Source organism: Mesorhizobium sp. B1-1-5, assembly GCF_006443065.1.
Taxonomy (GTDB): Bacteria; Pseudomonadota; Alphaproteobacteria; order Rhizobiales; family Rhizobiaceae; genus Mesorhizobium.
This window is the reverse complement of the sequence record NZ_VFWS01000212.1, coordinates 1-3,400: the sequence shown is the minus strand read 5'-3', so window position 1 is coordinate 3,400 and position 3,400 is coordinate 1. Positions and strand designations below refer to the sequence as shown.

Sequence of the window (3,400 nt, the reverse complement as noted above, 5' to 3'; positions counted from 1 at the left end):
ATGTCCTTATGGGTTCAAGGGCCGGGCGCGAAGGCGACACCATCGGGAAGTCAAGCCAGCCCGAACCGCTCGACGGCGCGCATGATGCCGCGCAGCTCGGCAAGGCCCTTGAGCCGGCCGATCAACGAATAGCCGGGATTGATCCTTTTCTTGCCGATGTCGTCGGCGAGCAGATGCCCATGGTCAGGCCGCATCGGAATGCACCAGTCGGCGCGGCCTTCCTTGCGGCGGCGCGCCTCCTCCTGCATCAGCGCGAGAATGACGTGCGCCATGTCGGTGCCGCCCTCGAGATGCTCGGCCTCGTGGAACGAGCCGTCATCCTCGATGGTGACGTTGCGCAAATGGACGAAATGGATGCGCTCCCCGAACTCCTTGACCATGGCGACGATGTCGTTGTCGGCGCGCGTGCCGTAGGAGCCGGTGCAGAAGGTCAGGCCATTGGCCGGGCTGTCGACGACCTTGAGGATGAAGCGCGCATCCTCGGCGGTCGAGACTATGCGCGGCAGGCCGTAGAGCGAGAATGGCGGATCGTCGGGGTGGATGCACATGCGCACCCCCTCCTCCTCGGCCACCGGAATGATCTCGCGCAGGAACCAGGCGAGGTTGTCGCGCAACTCCTTCGGCCCGATTGCATCGTAGTCAGCCAGGGCCTCGCGAAAGCTGTCGCGGTCGTAGGCGCGCTCGGTGGCCGGCAGGCCGGCGATGAGATTGCGCTCGATCCTGTCGATCTTGTCGTCGCCGAGCTCCTCCAGCCGCGCTTCCGCCTCGGCGATGCGGGCAGGCGTGTAGCCGGCCTCGGCATTCCGGCGCTTCAGCACGAACAGATCGTAAGCCGCGAAATCGATCGCATCGAAGCGCAGCGCGTAACCCGTCGTCGGCAAGCGGTAGGCCAGATCGGTGCGGGTCCAGTCGACGACCGGCATGAAATTGTAGCAGATCGTCGCGATACCGGCCTTCGCCAGGGCGCGGATCGTGTCCTTGTAGAAACCGACATAGCGGAGCCGCTCCGGCGAACCGATCTTGATCGAGTTGTGGACCGGAATGCTCTCGACCACCGACCAGGTCAGCCCCGCCGCCTCGATGATGCGCTTGCGCTCGAGGATGTTTTCCAGCGGCCAGACACGCCCGTCATAGATGTCGTGCAGGGCCGAGACCACGCCTGTCGCACCCGCCTGCTTGACATGATCGAGTGTCACCGGATCGCCCGGGCCATACCAGCGCCAGCACTGTTCCATTGCCGCTTTCCTCTGTGAGGTGGGCAACTTATTGTTGGACCACAACGAGAGTCAAATACGCGCGCGACAGGCTGGCTTACGCCTATCCGATGAGCCGCCATCTCGATTTCGCCCTGCGCCTCCTGCCGGAAAAGCCGGCTTCCGAGACGTGACCAAAGGAGTTCAGCAATGAAGGATTTTGACGGCAAGGTCGCGCTGGTGACCGGAACGACCGGGATCGGTCTCGCAACCGCCAGGCGCCTGGCCGCGGGGGGCGCTGCGATCGTCGCCTGCGGCATCGACCGTTCGGCCAATGCCGCGATGCGAGCGCAGTTGGAAAGCTCCGGGGCCGGCGCGCTGGTCGTGGACACCGACGTCTCCGTGCCGGACCAGGTCCGAGACGCCGTCGCGGCGGGCGTCGAGCGTTTCGGCGGCCTCGACGTGATCGTCAATTCGGCGGCGGTCCATCCCTATGGAACCGCGACGACGACCGACTGGGAAACCTGGAACAAGGCGATGACGGTCAATGTCGGCTCGATCTATCTGACCGCCCATTTCGGCATTCCGGAAATGATCAAGCGCGGCGGCGGCGCCGTCGTCAACGTCGCCTCGGTGCAGGGTTTCGCCTGCCAGCAGAACGTCGCCGCCTATGCCACGACCAAGGGCGCCATCCATACGCTGACGCGTTCGCTGGCGCTCGACTATGCGGCCGCAGGCATCCGGGTCAATTCGGTCAGCCCCGGCTCGATCCGCACGCCGATCCTCGAGAAGGCCGCGCGCGGCGACAACGGCAGCGATGCCGATGTCGAGGAAGCCTACAGGCGCTTCGGTGCGGCGCATCCCCTCGGCCGCATCGGCGAGCCCGAGGAAGTGGCGGAGCTGATCGCCTTTCTGTGCTCTTCCAAGGCCGGCTTCTGCACCGGCGCGGACTACAAGATAGACGGCGGGTTGACCGCCGGCATCGGTGTGAAATGACCATGAAGATCGGGCTTGGCTTACCGGGAGTCGCTGACTCAAGACATTTTCCGATTTACCCCGCGAGGGAATGAGCACAGCGGATGCCTACAAGACCTTCGGCATCATGTGACGGGCTGCGGCCGACCTGCTCAGATCCGCGGCCCGGCCCTCCTGTTCAGGATTTGTCGCTTGGAATCGAGAACGGCAAAACCGCAACAGTGGGTTTGTCCGGCGTCAGCGGTGCTGTTGCTGCACCCCGACTGTCGGATCGGGCCGCGAGTCGGCGCCGTCGGCCGACGCCAACCGCCTTCACCCGCTGGCTCCGGCGGTTTTTTAAATCATCAATTTGGCGGTCCGTCTGTTAGATGCCTGTGAGTCTCGAAAATGCGTAACCTTTCAGGATATCCCAGCCGCAGCGCCGTGTTGCATTGGGGGGCATCTGAAAGTGGCAATGACCTTGAACCATGAGCCCTTCCGGATGATTGGATGCTGGCATCTTGGACAATCAAATCTGAGATATTCGTGATTTAGGCTCTCTGGGATCGGCAATCAAAACACCCCCCGATTGATGCAGATCCCCCATCTCAGGTGATGGTGGGCATCCACGAACTGGCAATGAAGAGACTATGCTCGCCAGCACCCACCAATGGACTTCTCTGGAAGATGTTTCGTGGCCGGGACCTATGAGTTGCCGGGTAAGACGTTGGTCTCACGCAGGGTCCGACTGACGGACAAGGCACAGCTGTTCGCGCAGCAGCGCGGGCTCTCCCTCGTTGCCAAATCGCCTGCCGCACACGTTGCCAGATTGCGCATTCCTGGGCACCCAGTAGCTGCCCATCGGCTTCGGTCACGGGCTCTTTGTTACGCCGAATTTTAATCAGGGGAAGCATTGCCTCTCCTGATGGTGCAGCACTCCGAGCAGTAGAGGAGCTGCCCGACGTCCTTCGTTCAAAGGGCGTAACCATTAGCCAGAGTTGATATAGAGGCCGCCAGCCGACTTTTTTAAAGTCGGTTAGGCCCGGCGGTTCATCCCGATCCACCCCAAAACGGCGGACTGTCGGGCCGCTCTGGTCGGCAGCGTCCTAAGAGCGGATATGACGCGGGAGTGTTGTCGAACAGCCCACCTTTTCGGCATATCCAGCTTACCGGACCGCGGCCCGGCCTTTGACAGGAATAGAACCAAATGAATTTGACGGTGTTTGGGATTGGCTATGTCGGTCTCGTCCAGG

General features: G+C 62.5%; 2 protein-coding genes. One reads left to right on the top strand and one right to left on the bottom strand.

The features are described from left to right. Window positions 1–50: 50 nt before the first annotated feature. Window positions 51–1,235 (bottom strand): mannonate dehydratase, encoded by a 1,185-nt coding sequence (uxuA, locus tag FJ980_RS29460; RefSeq protein WP_140547146.1) that lies wholly within the window; start codon window positions 1,233–1,235, stop codon window positions 51–53. A 168-nt stretch (window positions 1,236–1,403) separates the two neighbouring features. Here uxuA and FJ980_RS29450 point away from each other — a divergent pair, with 168 nt between their 5' ends. Further along, the gene (locus FJ980_RS29450) at window positions 1,404–2,189 is read left to right on the top strand and encodes an SDR family oxidoreductase (protein WP_140547145.1); all 786 of its coding nucleotides are present in this window, start codon (window positions 1,404–1,406) and stop codon (window positions 2,187–2,189) included. Window positions 2,190–3,400 lie beyond the last annotated feature (1,211 nt).

Bases quoted from the DNA above. Each gene is read 5' to 3' on its own strand.
- uxuA (WP_140547146.1), bottom strand. From the start codon at position 1,235: ATGGAACAGTGCTGGCGCTGGTATGGCCCGGGCGATCCGGTGACACTC.
- FJ980_RS29450 (WP_140547145.1), top strand. From the start codon at position 1,404: ATGAAGGATTTTGACGGCAAGGTCGCGCTGGTGACCGGAACGACCGGG.